This is a genomic window from Chryseobacterium culicis (assembly GCF_002979755.1).
Classification (GTDB): Bacteria; Bacteroidota; Bacteroidia; order Flavobacteriales; family Weeksellaceae; genus Chryseobacterium; species Chryseobacterium culicis_A.
This window is the reverse complement of the sequence record NZ_PCPP01000001.1, coordinates 1,435,650-1,451,126: the sequence shown is the minus strand read 5'-3', so window position 1 is coordinate 1,451,126 and position 15,477 is coordinate 1,435,650. Positions and strand designations below refer to the sequence as shown.

The window sequence follows — 15,477 nt, the reverse complement described above, 5'->3', positions numbered from 1 at the left end:
TTTATTTTGTAGGGCTTTAAACTTAAACATATTTTAAACTTACTTTAAATTCACTGTATTGTAGAATTATCTTTAAGGATTTTAACAATTTTTGCATTATATTTGTTATAAACATAAACCATGAAAAACAATTTATTGATTTTTACGTTTAGTTTTTTTGCTTTCCCCGCTTTTGGCTGGGCACAGTCTGCGCCGGATTTTAAAGAACTTCTGGATAGTGCTATGGTTCGGGACTCGAACCTTAAAATGCAGATTACCCAAAACAAACTTACCGATCTTGATGAACACAAACTGAAAGATATCTTTCTTCCAACCCTGGAATTAAGTGGTAAAGCAGGTTATCTCAATGGAACAGCAAGACTGACGTCACCGGAATTTAATCTCGCTCCCTTTATCAATATTCCGGAAGGAGCTTTCAACAATAATTTCAATGTGTCCGGATTTTCAGGGATTGCCAAAGCTGATGCTAAAATGCTTTTGTATTCAGGCGGCAAGGTTAAATACATGAAAAAGGCTGTTGAAGAAAAGAAAAAATCTGAAGATATTCTTTTGGAGAAAACAAAAGATGAAGTGGTTGCCAGTATTTCCAGAGCATACGATCAGTTAGCGCTGATTCATCAGTCTAAAAAGGTGCTGGATGAAAGTAAAAAGAGACTGGATATCAACAGAAAAACTGCAGATAAAGCTCTTGGCTATGGTTTGATTACTCCTTATGATCATAAAAAAATTGAACTGGCTCAGGCGACTTTAGATGCTAAAATGGTAGAGTATGAAGGGAAAAAAGAACTTCTTCTTACCCAGCTTTATATTTTAACAGGAATCAACAGAGAAAGGCTGAGAATGATTGATCCGGTATTATCTCCGGTAGAATTGCTGGCCGCTGAAAAAGGAATAGAGCAGAGGGCTGAAATCAGAGCGCTGGAACATGGCATCAGTGCTGCAGACTATAAAATAAAGGCTGAAAAAACCTGGATGATCCCTAAAGTACAGCTGATGGCTTCAGCCTATTATATCGGATTGTACGGAAACAGAATTAAATCCTCAGAAAATGTCATCCCGGCAGTTCCAATACTTGGATATGAAGGAAAAAAACTGGACTGGAGACCCAACAACATTAACGTATTTCCATTGATTACAGCTGGAGTAGGATTTAAATGGGAAATTTTTGATGGTAAAGAAGGAAAACATGCAGAAGAAACAGCCAAAGTAGGAAAAGAAGTACTACAGAATCAGAAAGAAGATGCTCTGAAAAAACTGACCCTGAATCTGGCTAATAATCAAACCAATTACGATATCGCCTCCGCACAGATTACCTTGAAAGCCAAAGAAAAAGAGCTGGCAAAAAATGCATTGGTACAGGCCGAAAAAGAATTCAGATACGGAATGAGTAAATCTTCACAGCTTATTGATGCAGAAAATGACCTTGAAGCTTCCGAACTGGAATATCAGAATGCCATTTTCAACCAGAGAAGAGCGGGAATAGAACTGATGAGGTCTACCCAGGAACTGGATATCACCAAATTTTATTTAATCCCTTAAAAATTTAAATGATGCATAAAAATATATCTATACTCTTCGCTGCTCTGTTTTTGCTGGGGAGCTGTGACAAAAAAAATGAAAAAATTAAAGAACCCGAAGGAAAAACAAAAAAGGATGTCATCTCTTTTGCTCCTAAAGTTACCGGAAGGATTCTGAAAATATATGTTTCCGAAGGACAAACCGTAAAAAAGGGAGATACGCTGGCTCAGCTTGATGTTCCTGAAGTTTCTGCAAAAATTGCGCAGGCTCAGGGTGCTGTAAATGCTGCTACGGCCCAGGAACAGATGGCGAAAAACGGAGCTACAGCTGATCAGTTGAGACAGCTTCAGGCTAAATATAAAGGACTCAAAGAGCAATATGAATTTGCCCAGAAATCTTACAAAAGAGCAAACAATATGTTCCGCGACAGTTTGATGTCTCCACAGGCTCATGACGAAATCTATGCAAAACTACAGGGAGCAAAAGCACAGTATGATGCGGTAGTGGCCGAACTGGATGATGTAACAAGAGGTACCCGTTTCGAAAAAGTAGAAATGGCTGCAGGGCAGGCTTCACAGGCTAAAGGAGCTTTGCAGGAAGCCAATGTAGCCTATTCCGAAAGATATATCATTGCTACCAACGATATGGAAATCGAAACCATCAGCTTGAATACGGGTGAGCTTGCTACAGCTGGTTTTGCTTTATTCAATGGATATATTCCGGAAAGCACTTATTTCAGATTTACAATCCCTGAAAGTGCCATTTCAAAATACAAAAAAGGACAGGAGGTGACCATGCAGGTCGTTTACAATAAAGAAACTCTGACAGGGAATATAGTGTATATCAAACAGCTGACAAAATATGCGGATATCACGACAGCTTACCCTGACTATCAGCTGCAGGATGCGATCTATGAGATCAAGGTAAAACCCAAAGACATGAATAAGGCTAAAAGTATTTTGGTCAATGCCAATATAATCCTGAAATAAATTGAAAAAGAGAGATGAAACTCCTATTGGATTTTATTTCGTTCTTCAACACATAAAAATATACAGATGAAAGAATTTTTCCGTCTTTTAAAACGTGAGTTCAAACTTTTTATCGGCAATTCAACCTTAAGGACGGTGTTCTTTTTGGCACCAGTCTTCTATGCAACCTTGCTGGGGTTTGTTTACAAAAGCGGAAAAGTTGAAAATACTCCTGTTTTGGTTGTTGACAGGGATAATACCCCTTTGTCAAACCAACTGACGGAAATGCTGGATGATAATAAAAGCATCAAAATTATCAGATATCTCCAGGAACCTCTGAGTATTAAAGATGAGGTGATCAGACACGAAGCTGCGGCTGTGGTGATTATTCCATCAAGATTTGAAGGAGATATGCTTCAGAAAAAATACCCTGAACTGAATGTTTACATCAATACAGGAAATGTCTTAACGGCAAATTTTGCTTCCAAAGCTCTTCAGCTGACCATAGGAACATTTTCTGCAGGAGCTTCCATCAAAGCCCTTCAGAAAGCAGGAATGCCGGCTGCAAAGGCCGCTACTCAGTATGAACCTTTCAAAGCTAATTATATCACCCTTTTCAATACTACCGGAAACTACCTGATCTTTATGTGGCCTGCAATGCTGGCGGTGGTATTACAGCAGGTAATTCTGTTGGCGATGGCGGTAAGTTTTGCTGCCGAATTTGAAAGAGGTTCTTTCGTAAAAGAATACCTGAAAATGAAAAAATGGGCTTTCCCAACCATGCTTATTAAGGTGATCCCGATTTGGGTATTTTCTATTCTCATCGTAGGTATCTACTACTTTATGCATATGATTTTCCATGTTCCTATGCCCGAAGGAATATTTAATTTTATTCTTCTGACAGCGGTTTTTGTAGGATCAGTTTCATTTCTGGGAGTATTTATCAGTATTCTTATTCCGGATGCTTTGAAGGCTACGCAGATCCTTATGGTTATCGCTTCACCAGCTTTCATTATCAGTGGGTTTACATGGCCTTTAAGTGCAATGCCTGCTTTTGTACAGTTTATCGCGAATATTATTCCATTAACTCCCTTTTTACAGGCTTTCAAAATCTTATTGATTCAAAAAGGTTCGGTAGAACTTACTTTCCCATACCTCAAACATTTAAGTGTTCTTTTAGTTGTGTATGCCATCATCGGCTGGATTGCTTTAAAGATTAAGCTTTGGTTTATTTTCAAAAAGTCAGCTTCACAGGAAATTGCTTTGGAGAATACTTCTCAGGAGGATGTGGAGTAGTTTTTTTTGCTAGATGCTAGATGCTAGATGCTAGATGCTAGATGCTAGATGCTAGATGCTAGATGCTAGATGCTAGGGGATTGTCTCAGTTATTCTGATAGGCGGTATGTACTTGTGATAATTTTAAATATTGAGGATTAAAAAATAAGTCAGACATAATCAGCTTCCCGGTTGAATCTCTGGCCACTCAAATTTCGAATCTTGTAACTCGTATCCTTTTAATCTTAATTCCTACACCTAATCTAAAAACGGCAGCCAGCACCCTGCAACGATCAACCTCGTACATGCATCTCACACCTCCTACCCCAACAATTTCTCCTTTTTTCAACCAACTATAAAATCAATCAAAAAAACTGATATATTTGTCCATAGTAAAATAGAAATTATATGGAAAATGTATTTGATGCAAAAGATGCTCAAAACTATATTGATAGGATCAACAGACTGGTGGAAGATACTCATGGTTTGTGGGGGAAAATGACAGTGGACCAAATGCTGGCACACTGCAGTATTACCTATGAAATGATCTATGAACCGGAAAAACACAAAAAGCCGGGAGCTATTGCCAAATTTATACTAAAAACTTTCGTAAAACCTAAGGTAGTGGGAGAAAAAGCATATCCAAGAGATTCTCCTACCGCTCCACAGTTTTTGATTACTACCAGAAAGAACTTTCATGAAGAAAAAACAAGACTGATCGGTTTTATTCAGAAGACCCAACAGTTAGGTGCAGATGCGTTTGATGGTAAAGAATCTTTTTCTTTTGGAAAACTGAATTCTCAGGAATGGAATAATATGTTTGCCAAACATCTGAACCACCATCTTGCCCAATTTGGCGTTTAAAAAAATCACACTATGAAAAAACTTTTATTACTCTTCATTCTGGCAGCCAATTTTGTGTTGGCTCAGATGCCTGATATCTCAAATACCTGGCTGAACAATAGTAAACCGTATATTGGAACTATCGGAAATAAAGGTCAGGAGCTGAAAGTAAAGATCAATATTTCTGAACAAAATAAAAAAAATGATCAGGAATATTTCGTTTCAGGATACTCTCTTGTAGATACCAATTATACAAAATTTGAAGGGAAAATTACCATTTCAAAATATAAAGATTCCAAGAAACAGGGAACGGTATACGGAGAATATGAGCTGGCAGAAGAGAATAAAGGAAAACATTCCGGACTTTTTAAAGGAAGGTTTGTTTATAATTTCAAATGGAACAGAAAAACAGAGAAAATCGAAGGACAGTATATTGAGCTTATTGGAAACTGGAAAAGCTATGACGGAAGCATAGACCTTAAAACCCAACTCAAAAACCAATAATTATGCTGAGAATAATATTAGCCGTATTGGCAGGTCTTATCGCAGGATCCATTGGTATTACTGTAGTGGAGAAAATAGGACATGCTTTATACCCTCCTCCTGTGGAAGTGGGAGCCGGAGATATGGAGGCATTGAAAGTTTATGTAAGTCAAGCACCTTTTATGGCTCTGTTTTTTATCATTCTGGCTTATGCCCTGGCAGCAGTTATTTCAGGATTTACCGCAACAAAAATTTCAAATAATGGAAAATATACAGCGGCACTGATTTGCGGAATTATTTTCCTGCTAATGACTGTGTACATGATGATATCTTTACCTACTCCAATCTGGTTCTGGATTTTAGGAATCCTTGTTTGGGGTTTGGTTTTCGTTGGACATAAACTTGCTTTAAAAACAAAAAAAATATGAAATTAGGAGCTTTTTCAATTAGCTTAAGCGTAAAAGATCTTCAGAAATCCAAAGACTTTTATGAGAAACTTGGGTTTACCACCATGGCAGGAACGGAAAAACAAAACTATCTCATCATGAGAAACGGTTCTACCTTGATAGGCCTTTTTCAAGCGATGTTTGATGGAAATATGCTTACTTTCAATCCGGGATGGGATGAAAATGCACAAAATCTTGAATCTTTTGACGATGTACGTGAAATTCAGAAAAGATTAAAAGAAAGCGGAATAGAAATCGGAAAAGAAGCGGATGAAACCACTTCAGGCCCCGAACATATCTACCTGAAAGATCCCGATGGAAATATGATTCTTATAGACCAACACAGATAATAATTAAAAACACATTGATGATGAGAACATTTAAAAGAATTATTTTATTTTTAACCACAGTACTAATCATTTTATTAGTTTGGGCTGCTTTTATTTCAGGAGACTGTAAATATGAAAAGTCAATTTCTATCAATGCACCGGTAGAAAAAGTATGGCAAAATACCAATAGCCTCAAAGCAATGGATCAATGGAGTCCATGGAATGATCTTGATCCGGGGATGAAAAAAGACTGGATAGGAACAACAGGACAGCCGGGAGAAAAAGTTTGCTGGGACAGTAAAAATAAAAATGCAGGAAAAGGTTGTCAGGAATTGAAAAAAGTGGATGAAGCAGGTAAAAGAATAGATACGGAAATTAAATTCCTTACTCCCTATGAAAGTGAAGCAAAGGCTTATGTAATAGTAGTTCCGGAAGGAAACGGAAGTAAGGCAACATGGGGATTTACCTCACAGATTCCTTATCCTTTTACTTTGATGAAGCTGTTTATGAATATGGAAGACGCTATTGGAAAAGATTATCAGAAAGGGCTTTCAGGATTAAAAGCTTTATCTGAAAAACCTTAATAAAAATACAAACTCAACTTAAAAAAACAAAACAATTATGGCAACAGTAAATGTTTACTTGACATTCAATGGAAACTGCAGAGAAGCATTTGATTTTTATAAATCTGTTTTCGGAGGAGAATATCCTTACATCGGAACATTTGGAGAAATGCCTCCAATGGAAGGAAAAGAAACTCCTGAAGAAGACAAAAACAAAATTATGCACGTTTCACTTCCAATCTCTAAAGAAACAATATTGATGGGAAGCGATACAGGAGGAGAGTGGTCTTCCAATTTCAAAACAGGGAACAATTTCTCAATTTCTGTGAACGCAGAATCCAAAGAAGAAGCAGACAAATTATTCGGTGGTCTTTCTGCTGGAGGACAAATAACAATGCCAATGGCAGATACTTTCTGGGGAGCTTATTTCGGAATGTTTAGTGACAAATTCGGAATCAACTGGATGGTAAATTATGACGATCCTGCTAAAATGCAGCAACACCCATAAGATTTATATAGGTATTTAAAACATTAAAAAAGCCGACAGATTTCTGTCGGCTTTTTTAATGTGATCCTGATAAGTAGCCGATAAAGGAAATAAATTTCCGGTACTGTTTATATTCTCACGAGGTTTTATTATGAAAAGTGAAATATAAAGCGATAACAACGTATTAAATGCCAAATTGAAAAACGGGTAGAAATACGCAATCTTGCTATGGGTTATTATTATAATTTTGAAAAATAAATATTATGTTAATTAATATGAATTTATTTCACAGTATGGTTAGTTTTTTCATAACTTGTAATGTGTAGTTATAACGACTTTATTCTAAACCTATTATATAATTTAAAACAAGAAAACTATGGAACTACCTAAACATGCAGTCTTATTAGAAGATGCTAAAACATGGATCAGCAACTGGCAGAATACAAAAGTAATTGATGGAATGTCTATACGGGCTCACCTTATCCCAGCGAAGGATGTGCATGATATTTTCATTAAAGATAAAGGATTTGAGAGATATCGCGGATATAATGCCATTACCGATGAAGGAGAATTTAAGTTTCTGATGGTTGGGGTAGATGCTGATAATAATGATATTGTAGATTATGATAAAGGATACTATGTGTATGACATGACAACACCTTGCCCAAGTGTATGTTCCACTGCAAAATGGTGGAATCTGTAATTTGAAAAACTAGAGATCATTGGATCATTGGATTGAAATATTGTCATTAATTGGAAAAGGCATCCTGCTGATCAATCTGGCAGTATACTGTATGGGCTTTTCAAGAGCAGGAAAAGCCTATACATTCTTCATCGGCTATCTGGCCTGGATATTAATATGTGAAATTGTTTTCTATGTATTGAATTCTCAGAAGATTAACAATTTGTTTTTCTCTCATTATTATCTGATTGGTCAGTTTTTGTTACTGGGGTTGTTCTTTCATGAAATTTTAATAGAAAAATACCAGAAAAAAACAGCACGTACATTTTTAATTATCATTCCTGTAGTTCTCGTTATACAGTATATAATATACCCCGAGAAATATTATGTTTTTAACCTGTTTGAAATTTTTGTCACCTCTTATTCCATTATAATTCTGGCATTATTTCATTTGTATAATATACTGGATACCCAAAAGAAATACAATTATATAAGTCTGGGACTTTTACTTTACCTGATAAGCAGTACTGTGATATTTTTGTCCGGAAATCTGTATACGGTGATGAACAGAAAACTGCATAAAGAGATATGGGTTTTTAATGTCGTCATGTTTATTGTGTACCAGATTTTTATTCTGACAGAATATCTTTCTTCCCGTAGAAAAAATGTGTAATTACTGTTATGATTTTACAAAATGAATGAAAATACAATTATTTCCACTATCGTTTATACCTTTCTGGCATTTACTTTACTGGCCGTTACGCTGATCATATTTTATTATTTTTCTAATAAGAAAATAACCAGAAATCTTATTCAGAAAAAAGAACTGGAAATCAGATATGAGAAAGATCTTACTCATGCCATTATCAGTGCTCAGGAAAAAGAAAAACTGCGGATTGCTCAGGATCTGCATGATGACATCAGCTCAAAACTCAGTGTGGTTTCTTTAAATATCCATCTGTTGGATTTTGATAATTTGGCCAGAGAAGAATACACCGATCTGAAAAATAAAATAATACATCTGGTCAACAAAACTGCCGAAAGCGCCAGACAAATCTCTCATGACCTGCTTCCTCCCATTTTAGAAAAATTTGGTCTTCATGCTGCAATAGATGCCCTATGCTCAGAAATTAACATGTCCAAAACCCTTCAGGTTACTTATTCCAACAGTCTATACTTTGCAAAGACAGAAGAAGAAAAAAATTTACATATCTTTAGAATACTTCAGGAGCTCATTAACAATTCCATAAAGCATGGTGAAAGTACTCATATTGATATAGAATTTCTAGGAAAAGAAGGAAAAAATACCTGTATCTATAAAGATGATGGTAAAGGATTTAATCTTGATGAAAATACTTTGAAAGGAGGATTAGGCTTACGAAACATCAGAAGCCGGGTAGAACTGATCAATGGAACACTGAAAATTGAAAGTGAAAACAATAAAGGAATCACCGTAGAATTTACATTTTAAATAGTTATAAGATGGAAAAGGATATAATTCGTGTAATAACCGTAGACGATGAAGCACTCTTTCGTCAGGGAATTTCATTGTTGATACAGAGAGAAAAAGATATTGAACTGGTAAGTGATTTCAGTAACGGGAAAGAGCTGCTTGATGAGCTTATAACCCTGGAAGAGCTGCCTGATATTATCCTGATGGATCTCAATATGCCGGAAATTAACGGAGTAGAAGCTACCAAACAAATCCATATCAAATATCCTCAGATCAGAATTATTGCATTGACCAGCTATAATACAAAAGCATTTATTGTCAATATGATACAGTCCGGAGCTTGTTCCTTCCTTAAAAAAAACTCAAGCCCTGCTGAATTACTTACTGCAATCCGGGAAGTATATAGCAAAGGTTTCTTTTATAATATCGAAGTAATGGAAGCATTACATCAAAACCTCACAGAGCCTAAAAAGAAAGTTTCCAGTATTTTTGATGCCAACCATATTTCCAAAAGAGAAAAAGAGGTATTGGAATTAATCTGTAAACAATACAACACATCTGAAATAGCAGATCAGCTTTTTATAAGTTCCAGAACCGTTGAAGGCCACCGTAACAGTCTTCTGCTGAAAACCGGAGCCAAAAATACGGCAGGTTTAGTGGTATATGCCATTGAAAGTAAAATTGCAGATATGAACTATTTAAAAGACAGGTTCGAGTAAATATTCATGCCGTTGTTTTCATTAAAAATTAAATGAAATTTATATTTTCTGATTAAATTAGTTTTTGTTTTATAAGCAGATACACATGATTTGTTTATGAAAAAATAATAATTTTATATTTTTAAATAATAACAGTCAGAAAAATACAAAAGAATGAAATTTACGATCGAAAACATTAAAGAAGAGCATCAAAAAGTAAAAACCGGAGCTGATTTTCCTCAATATATTCAGGCGATAAAAAGGCTTGGTGTTTCTCATTATAAAGCATACGTTTCAGACGGAAATACTGAATATTTTAACAATGAAAACCAATCTGTGCAGACCGGAAGTAAGTATGATTCACTTCCTGTTTCCGATACTTTAAACCTTGAAAATTTTAAAATAAGGCTGAAACTTCATCAGCAGGGAGGAACAGATTACATGACTTTCTGTAAAGATTGTGCCGAAAACGGAATCAACGGATGGACAATGGATCTTCACGGGATGACCTGTACTTATTTTGACCAGCATGAAACGAATGTTCTGACAGAACAGATTCCAGAATAATCTTTTAGATAAAACCGGGTGCAGATAATTGCATCCGGACTTCTTTACATCCGGGTGTAAAATATTGTTTGCTATTATTGATTTAAAATATTAATTTTGTTAAAAACGATAGATAATAGTAATTGGTAAACATGAGAAAGGTTTTTACGAAGTTGGCATTCACAGTATTAAGTTTGGGATTCATATTGACATTTGCTCAGAAAAATGATCTGGGAGCATGGTATATGTATTTTGGAAATAACAAAATCAGCAAAAAGCTGAACTGGCATAATGAAATTCAGTACCGTAATTTCGATGCCCTTGGAGATCTGGAACAGTTGCTGATCCGTACCGGGGTAGGGTATGATCTTACAGAAAATAACAACAATGTTTTATTAGGATATGGGTTTATTCTGAGCCAGCCTTATGTAAACGGAGAGAAAAAAGAGAATATAGAGCACCGAATTTTCCAGCAGTATATTACCAAACAGAAATTTGGACGTTTCTATCTTCAGCACCGTTATCGCCTGGAAGAACGTTTTCTTCAGGATGATTTCAGGATGAGGTTCCGTTATATGCTGGGCGTGAATATTCCGATTACTCAAAAAGAAATGCTACCAAAGACCCTTTACGCATCAGTGTATAATGAAATTTTCCTGCATTTCAACAGTCCGGTTTTCGACAGGAACAGAGTCTACGGAGCTTTAGGATATGTCATCAACAAAAATATGAGGATTGAAGCAGGTTATATGAACCAGATTCAGGAAAATAGAAATCGCGGGCAGATTCAGATTGGTTTTTATAACAATATTCCATTTACTAAAAACTGATGATAAAAACTGCTTCTGAATGCTCTGAGGAAAACCATTATTTGAAAATAAAAAATAATAAACACAAAAAATAAACACTTATGCATTCAGGAAAAAGATTCGGAGCCAGAGAGTTCATTATCTGGACAAGACGGAGCATTTACGCCTTGGTTGTATTATCAGCCATTCCTACCGTCCTGTATTTTTTAGGCTGGAAGTTTCTTTCCGTTCCATGGCAGCCGATTGCCATTATGGGAACAGCTGTTGCCTTTATTGTTGGATTTAAAAACAATGCCAGCTACAGCAGGCTCTGGGAAGCAAGACAGATCTATGGAGCGATTATTAATGACAGCCGTAGTTTTGGATATATCCTTAGAGATGCGCTGCTTTCTAAAGATCCGGGTAAAGTAAAAGAGATGTTTCTTCGTCATTATGCATGGCTTACTGCCTTGAGATTTCAGCTTCGAGAGCCGAGAGCATGGGAAAATATGGGGACAGACCAATTTGATGAATATGCCAGAAAGTATGATATTCCGGAGAGGTTGTCCAAACTGGATGAAGAATTGAAAAAATACCTTTCTGAACCTGAACTTCAGTATATTTTAAGCAAAAAGAACAGGGCTACCCAACTGATGGCGAAGCAGAGTAAAGCTTTGTCTGAAGCCTATGAAAAAGGAGAACTCAATGATTTTCAATGGACACAGATTAATCAGCAACTGATAAAGTTTACCGATGACCAGGGAAAAGCAGAAAGAATTAAGAACTTTCCATACCCGAGAAATTTCTCTTCCATCACCACATACCTTTTGCTTTTATTTATTGTTTTTGTGCCTTTCGGATTACTGAAAGAGCTTGATAAATTAGGAGACGGAACAATGGTAGAAGGATGGACTTTATGGTTTAATATTCCATTTTCTTTATTGGTTACATGGTGCTTTCATACCTTAGACAGCGTAGGTGAGGCCTCTGTTAATCCATTCGAAGGAAGTCCTAATGATGTGCCGATTACCCAGATCAGCCGTACTATAGAAATTGATATGAGAGATATGCTGGATGAATCTGATCTTCCGCCGGCAATCACACCGAAGAATAATATTGTTCTGTAATTAAATAGAGAATTAAAAGATTTCCGCTGATATCAATCAATCCAACGGAATACATTATTTAATTAAATTAAAAAATACTTAAAAAACTTACTTAAAATGATTCACAGCTATGTTATAATATCTATTGCAGTACTGCTGTCTGTGATGATATTGGTAATGATCGGCCAGAAATTAAAAGTTGCTTACCCAATTTTTCTGGTTATTGCAGGATTGCTGATCAGCTTTGTGCCGGGAATGCCACGTATTGAAATAGAACCAGATCTTGTTTTCCTTATTTTCCTGCCGCCTATTTTGTTTGAAGCCGCTTGGTTTACTTCATGGCAGGACTTTCATAAATGGAGAAAGCAGATTTTTTCAATGGCTTTCGGATTGGTGTTTTTAACATCCATCGTTGTAGCTTACCTTTCATCTTCTATTATTCCCGGGCTTACGGTAGCAATGGGATTTTTATTGGGAGGTGTAAATTCCCCACCAGATGCGGTGGCGGCTACTTCAGTATTAAAGCATATGAAAATTCCCAAAAAGATCACTAATATTCTTGAAGGGGAAAGTCTGATCAATGATGCTTCCAGTTTAATTGTGTTTAAATTTGCTCTGGCTGCCGTTATTTCAGGACAGTTCATTTGGAGAGATGCTGTTCAGGATTTCTTTACCATGGCTATTGGAGGAATTGCGGTAGGAGTGGCAGTAGGTTTTCTGTTTGGAGCTTTACTAAGGATTATTCCAACCAACTCTAATATAGATACCATTATTACCCTTATTGTACCCTACATTATGTATGTGGGAGCGGAGCATTTCCATTTTTCGGGAGTGCTGGCAGTGGTTGCAGGAGGACTATTGATGTCATATAATTCTCATTGTTATTTGAGTCATACCTCAAGGATACAGTCCGGGAATGTATGGAGTGTTCTGATATTCCTCATGAATACAATCATTTTCATTCTGATTGGTCTAGAACTTCCGATTGTAGTGGAAGGAATGAAAGAATACACTATTTCAGAAGGTATTTTCTACAGTGTTGTCATTGGCGGAGCAATTATCGGAACAAGAATTCTGTACAGTTATGCATTGATGTATTTCCCAAGAGTCTGCTCCAAAGAATTGCGGTTAAAAGTTCCAAAACCGGACTGGCGGGAACCGTTTATCATCAGTTTTGCAGCCATGAGAGGAGTAGTTTCACTGGCAGCAGCCTTATCGATTCCTGCTTTTTTACCAAACGGAGAAGCGTTTCCACACAGAAATATTATTTTATTTGTAACTTTTGTTATCATATTGATTACCCTGGTTGGACAAGGTTTATTGCTGAGCCCAATCCTGAAATTATTAAATATCCAGGATGCCGGAAGCGAATTACCGGAAGAAAAACAGGAAGTTATTCTTATGCGCAAACTGAAAGAAACAGCATTGCATAAACTGGATAATGACTTTTCTGAACTGGCAGTCACAAACAGTCTGGTTCGTCATCAAAAGCATAAGCTGGAAAATGAAATGATGCTGATGGCAGATAAAGCCCAATGTATGGCCTCTACTGGAGATTATGTAACGGCCATTAATGAAAACAAAGATGTCTTACGACAGATCATTCAGGCACAGAGAAACGAACTGCACAGAATGAAAAGAGAAAAGATATTTGATGATCACGTCATGAGAACCATTGAAATGCAGCTGGATTTTGATGAAGCAAAAATCACTGGTTTTTCACACGGATAATTAAAAAAATAAACCACAAAAGTCACAAAAGAATATCGACTGAAGAAGCTCGAATGGTAAAGAGATTACAAAATGAAAATCCCTAGATTTTCAAAACTTAAGTGTACTTCTCAAGAGTAGAAGCGTAAGCTTTAAAACAGTTTAATTATTTGAAAACTTTTGTGACTTTTGCGGTTACATATTACGGACAAAATGTGTACATTTAAACATAGTAAACCCATAATATGAGTACACCAATCATTGTTCAGTACACAATAAATGCTCCGATAGAAAAAGTCTGGAAAGCATTAACCGATAGAAATGAAATGAAATCCTGGTATTTTGATATCCAGGATTTTGTATTGGAAACAGGCACGGAATTTAATTTCTATGAACCTGGAGGAGCCAATAAGTATCATCATCAGGGTCAAATCTTAGAAGTAATTCCTAACCAGAAATTGAAACATACTTGGTCTTATCCTGATTTTTCAGCATTGAAGACCATTGTAATCTGGGAATTACTGCCTGAAGATGGACAAACTTTAGTAAAGCTGACCCATGAAGACATTGACAACTTCAAAGACTTAGGAGAAGGCTTTTCAAGAGAAAATTTTACCGAAGGCTGGAATACTATTTTAGGACAGAGTTTAAAAGAATATTTAGAAAAATAGATGATGATTACCTTACTTCCATTTACCATTCAGGATGCTCCTCAGTTGATTTCAAAGATAAAAGACGAAAGAATGCTTCTTCAGTTTGCCGGACCTGTATACCGCTTTCCTCTCACAGAAGAACAGCTGGAGACCGATTTGACTGATGAAAAAAGAACCCTGTTTAAAATTTCAGATGATGACGGAAATACAATCGGGCATGCTCAGATTTTTTTAAAAGAAAAGACATTCCTGCTGGGAAGAATTCTGATCTGGGATGAAAACAACAGAGGAAAAGGATATGGCAAAAAAGTAATGATGGAACTCCTGAAATATGGTTTCAGTCATTTTGATAAGGAAACCGCAGAACTGAACGTCTACGACTGGAATACCGGAGCTATTGAATGTTACAGGAAAGTAGGCTTTGATTTTGATCCGGAGGTTAAAAGCGAAGCCAGGATTGATAAGGAAACATGGGTTTCTCTAAACATGAAAATCCATAAAAATACTTTTGAACTGCAGGAATCATGATACAGTTTACCACATTTCGTCCCGTTCTATGGACAGAAAACCTTGATGAAACCATAGGATTCTATAGTCGTGTTCTGGGATTTACTTTGATGGACAGGAATGATGATTGGCAATGGGCTTCACTTCGTAAAGATGAAATATATATTATGCTGTCTCAGCCCAATCAGCATGAAACGAACACATCCATCGGTTTTTCCGGTTCGTTTTATTTCAATGTAAATAAAGTGGATGACCTTTGGGAGGTTCTTAAAACAAAAGCCAAAATATGCTATGAGATTGAAACTTTTGAGTGGGGAATGAGAGAATTTGCTATCTATGACAACAATGGCTATATATTACAATTTGGTGAACCCGTAGATAATATTGGCAATACGGAATAAAATTTGCTATTTTTGGAGAAA

20 protein-coding genes are annotated in these 15,477 nt (G+C 36.3%); all 20 read left to right on the top strand.

Features of this window, described 5'->3' with window-relative positions; all coding sequences use genetic code 11:
• The first annotated feature begins 120 nt into the window (after positions 1 to 120).
• The 20 genes from CQ022_RS06770 (at position 121) to CQ022_RS06675 (ending at position 15,456) form a co-directional block, all read left to right on the top strand.
• A complete protein-coding gene (locus CQ022_RS06770; RefSeq protein WP_105680691.1) occupies positions 121 to 1,539 on the top strand; it encodes a TolC family protein in 1,419 nt (472 codons plus the stop codon).
• An 11-nt stretch (positions 1,540 to 1,550) separates the two neighbouring features.
• Complete coding sequence (locus CQ022_RS06765; RefSeq protein WP_105681778.1) at positions 1,551 to 2,507, top strand: HlyD family secretion protein; 957 nt, start codon at positions 1,551 to 1,553, stop codon at positions 2,505 to 2,507.
• A gap of 66 nt (positions 2,508 to 2,573) precedes the next feature.
• Positions 2,574 to 3,782 carry an ABC transporter permease gene (locus CQ022_RS06760; RefSeq protein WP_105680690.1) on the top strand — a complete coding sequence of 403 codons (1,209 nt, stop codon included), beginning with the start codon at positions 2,574 to 2,576 and terminating at the stop codon, positions 3,780 to 3,782.
• A 387-nt stretch (positions 3,783 to 4,169) separates the two neighbouring features.
• Positions 4,170 to 4,625 (top strand): DUF1569 domain-containing protein, encoded by a 456-nt coding sequence (locus CQ022_RS06755; protein WP_105680689.1) that lies wholly within the window; start codon positions 4,170 to 4,172, stop codon positions 4,623 to 4,625.
• A 12-nt stretch (positions 4,626 to 4,637) separates the two neighbouring features.
• Positions 4,638 to 5,108: a hypothetical protein gene (locus CQ022_RS06750; RefSeq protein ID WP_105680688.1), complete on the top strand. Its 471-nt coding sequence runs from the start codon at positions 4,638 to 4,640 to the stop codon at positions 5,106 to 5,108.
• Positions 5,109 to 5,110: 2 nt separating this feature from the next.
• Positions 5,111 to 5,515 (top strand): hypothetical protein, encoded by a 405-nt coding sequence (locus CQ022_RS06745; RefSeq protein WP_105680687.1) that lies wholly within the window; start codon positions 5,111 to 5,113, stop codon positions 5,513 to 5,515.
• Entirely contained in the window at positions 5,512 to 5,883 is a 372-nt protein-coding gene (locus CQ022_RS06740) for a VOC family protein (RefSeq protein ID WP_105680686.1), read from the top strand. Before CQ022_RS06745 ends, CQ022_RS06740 begins: the two co-directional genes overlap by 4 nt.
• A gap of 17 nt (positions 5,884 to 5,900) precedes the next feature.
• On the top strand, positions 5,901 to 6,446 hold the full coding sequence (locus CQ022_RS06735; RefSeq protein WP_228421480.1) for an SRPBCC family protein: 546 nt from the start codon (positions 5,901 to 5,903) through the stop codon (positions 6,444 to 6,446).
• 37 nt (positions 6,447 to 6,483) lie between these two features.
• Positions 6,484 to 6,933: a VOC family protein gene (locus CQ022_RS06730; protein ID WP_105680685.1), complete on the top strand. Its 450-nt coding sequence runs from the start codon at positions 6,484 to 6,486 to the stop codon at positions 6,931 to 6,933.
• A 355-nt stretch (positions 6,934 to 7,288) separates the two neighbouring features.
• Positions 7,289 to 7,615: a hypothetical protein gene (locus tag CQ022_RS06725; protein WP_105680684.1), complete on the top strand. Its 327-nt coding sequence runs from the start codon at positions 7,289 to 7,291 to the stop codon at positions 7,613 to 7,615.
• Positions 7,616 to 7,634: 19 nt separating this feature from the next.
• Positions 7,635 to 8,267, top strand: coding sequence for a hypothetical protein (locus CQ022_RS06720; protein ID WP_105720515.1), 633 nt, complete (start codon positions 7,635 to 7,637; stop codon positions 8,265 to 8,267).
• A 21-nt stretch (positions 8,268 to 8,288) separates the two neighbouring features.
• Positions 8,289 to 9,065 (top strand): sensor histidine kinase, encoded by a 777-nt coding sequence (locus CQ022_RS06715; protein ID WP_105680682.1) that lies wholly within the window; start codon positions 8,289 to 8,291, stop codon positions 9,063 to 9,065.
• An 11-nt stretch (positions 9,066 to 9,076) separates the two neighbouring features.
• Positions 9,077 to 9,766, top strand: coding sequence for a response regulator transcription factor (locus CQ022_RS06710; RefSeq protein WP_105680681.1), 690 nt, complete (start codon positions 9,077 to 9,079; stop codon positions 9,764 to 9,766).
• A 153-nt stretch (positions 9,767 to 9,919) separates the two neighbouring features.
• Positions 9,920 to 10,312: a DUF1398 domain-containing protein gene (locus tag CQ022_RS06705; protein ID WP_105680680.1), complete on the top strand. Its 393-nt coding sequence runs from the start codon at positions 9,920 to 9,922 to the stop codon at positions 10,310 to 10,312.
• A 131-nt stretch (positions 10,313 to 10,443) separates the two neighbouring features.
• Complete coding sequence (locus tag CQ022_RS06700; RefSeq protein WP_105680679.1) at positions 10,444 to 11,121, top strand: DUF2490 domain-containing protein; 678 nt, start codon at positions 10,444 to 10,446, stop codon at positions 11,119 to 11,121.
• Positions 11,122 to 11,201: 80 nt separating this feature from the next.
• A complete protein-coding gene (locus tag CQ022_RS06695; RefSeq protein ID WP_105680678.1) occupies positions 11,202 to 12,206 on the top strand; it encodes a bestrophin family protein in 1,005 nt (334 codons plus the stop codon).
• Between the two features lie 96 nt (positions 12,207 to 12,302).
• A complete protein-coding gene (locus CQ022_RS06690) occupies positions 12,303 to 13,916 on the top strand; it encodes a Na+/H+ antiporter (protein WP_105680677.1) in 1,614 nt (537 codons plus the stop codon).
• A 224-nt stretch (positions 13,917 to 14,140) separates the two neighbouring features.
• On the top strand, positions 14,141 to 14,566 hold the full coding sequence (locus CQ022_RS06685; RefSeq protein ID WP_105680676.1) for an SRPBCC family protein: 426 nt from the start codon (positions 14,141 to 14,143) through the stop codon (positions 14,564 to 14,566).
• Positions 14,567 to 15,076 (top strand): GNAT family N-acetyltransferase, encoded by a 510-nt coding sequence (locus CQ022_RS06680; protein WP_228421478.1) that lies wholly within the window; start codon positions 14,567 to 14,569, stop codon positions 15,074 to 15,076.
• Positions 15,073 to 15,456 (top strand): VOC family protein, encoded by a 384-nt coding sequence (locus tag CQ022_RS06675; RefSeq protein WP_105680675.1) that lies wholly within the window; start codon positions 15,073 to 15,075, stop codon positions 15,454 to 15,456. Before CQ022_RS06680 ends, CQ022_RS06675 begins: the two co-directional genes overlap by 4 nt.
• Positions 15,457 to 15,477 lie beyond the last annotated feature (21 nt).

What these genes read in the sequence shown, in the direction of transcription:
- CQ022_RS06770 (WP_105680691.1), top strand. Translation starts at nt 121, where the DNA reads ATGAAAAACAATTTATTGATTTTTACGTTTAGTTTTTTTGCTTTCCCC.
- CQ022_RS06765 (WP_105681778.1), top strand. Translation starts at nt 1,551, where the DNA reads ATGCATAAAAATATATCTATACTCTTCGCTGCTCTGTTTTTGCTGGGG.
- CQ022_RS06760 (WP_105680690.1), top strand. Translation starts at nt 2,574, where the DNA reads ATGAAAGAATTTTTCCGTCTTTTAAAACGTGAGTTCAAACTTTTTATC.
- CQ022_RS06755 (WP_105680689.1), top strand. Translation starts at nt 4,170, where the DNA reads ATGGAAAATGTATTTGATGCAAAAGATGCTCAAAACTATATTGATAGG.
- CQ022_RS06750 (WP_105680688.1), top strand. Translation starts at nt 4,638, where the DNA reads ATGAAAAAACTTTTATTACTCTTCATTCTGGCAGCCAATTTTGTGTTG.
- CQ022_RS06745 (WP_105680687.1), top strand. Translation starts at nt 5,111, where the DNA reads ATGCTGAGAATAATATTAGCCGTATTGGCAGGTCTTATCGCAGGATCC.
- CQ022_RS06740 (WP_105680686.1), top strand. Translation starts at nt 5,512, where the DNA reads ATGAAATTAGGAGCTTTTTCAATTAGCTTAAGCGTAAAAGATCTTCAG.
- CQ022_RS06735 (WP_228421480.1), top strand. Translation starts at nt 5,901, where the DNA reads ATGATGAGAACATTTAAAAGAATTATTTTATTTTTAACCACAGTACTA.
- CQ022_RS06730 (WP_105680685.1), top strand. Translation starts at nt 6,484, where the DNA reads ATGGCAACAGTAAATGTTTACTTGACATTCAATGGAAACTGCAGAGAA.
- CQ022_RS06725 (WP_105680684.1), top strand. Translation starts at nt 7,289, where the DNA reads ATGGAACTACCTAAACATGCAGTCTTATTAGAAGATGCTAAAACATGG.
- CQ022_RS06715 (WP_105680682.1), top strand. Translation starts at nt 8,289, where the DNA reads ATGAATGAAAATACAATTATTTCCACTATCGTTTATACCTTTCTGGCA.
- CQ022_RS06710 (WP_105680681.1), top strand. Translation starts at nt 9,077, where the DNA reads ATGGAAAAGGATATAATTCGTGTAATAACCGTAGACGATGAAGCACTC.
- CQ022_RS06705 (WP_105680680.1), top strand. Translation starts at nt 9,920, where the DNA reads ATGAAATTTACGATCGAAAACATTAAAGAAGAGCATCAAAAAGTAAAA.
- CQ022_RS06700 (WP_105680679.1), top strand. Translation starts at nt 10,444, where the DNA reads ATGAGAAAGGTTTTTACGAAGTTGGCATTCACAGTATTAAGTTTGGGA.
- CQ022_RS06695 (WP_105680678.1), top strand. Translation starts at nt 11,202, where the DNA reads ATGCATTCAGGAAAAAGATTCGGAGCCAGAGAGTTCATTATCTGGACA.
- CQ022_RS06690 (WP_105680677.1), top strand. Translation starts at nt 12,303, where the DNA reads ATGATTCACAGCTATGTTATAATATCTATTGCAGTACTGCTGTCTGTG.
- CQ022_RS06685 (WP_105680676.1), top strand. Translation starts at nt 14,141, where the DNA reads ATGAGTACACCAATCATTGTTCAGTACACAATAAATGCTCCGATAGAA.
- CQ022_RS06680 (WP_228421478.1), top strand. Translation starts at nt 14,567, where the DNA reads ATGATGATTACCTTACTTCCATTTACCATTCAGGATGCTCCTCAGTTG.
- CQ022_RS06675 (WP_105680675.1), top strand. Translation starts at nt 15,073, where the DNA reads ATGATACAGTTTACCACATTTCGTCCCGTTCTATGGACAGAAAACCTT.